The following is a 243-nucleotide window of genomic DNA, read 5'->3' as shown; positions in this document are numbered from 1 at the left end:
CTGGTCGGCACCGGCGCGGTCCAGATGCATGTCGTCAACAACCTGTTTCGACTCAACCGCGCCCGGGAAACCGGCGGCGCCATGGATATGTCGTTCACCGGGGGAGATGAGGGGCCATTTCTCGCCCGATTGACATTCGTCAACAACACGGTCGTCAACAATTTTTCGGATGAAACGGGTGTTGCGCAGGTCGGCGGTGTCCAGTTGATCGGCGATGTGCCGTCGAAGTACATCGTGAACAAC

Annotated in this window: 1 protein-coding gene; it reads left to right on the top strand. The window is 58.4% G+C overall.

Going from position 1 to position 243, the window contains the following annotated elements; all coding sequences use genetic code 11:
• Positions 1 to 243 (top strand): hypothetical protein (locus SB754_RS22495; protein ID WP_410784492.1); only part of this gene is annotated, 243 nt, incomplete at both ends.

This window comes from Leifsonia sp. SIMBA_070, assembly GCF_046534635.1.
Lineage (GTDB): Bacteria > Actinomycetota > Actinomycetes > Actinomycetales > Microbacteriaceae > Leifsonia.
The sequence above is the reverse complement of the archived record's forward strand: the minus strand, read 5'-3'. Positions and strand labels throughout refer to the sequence as shown.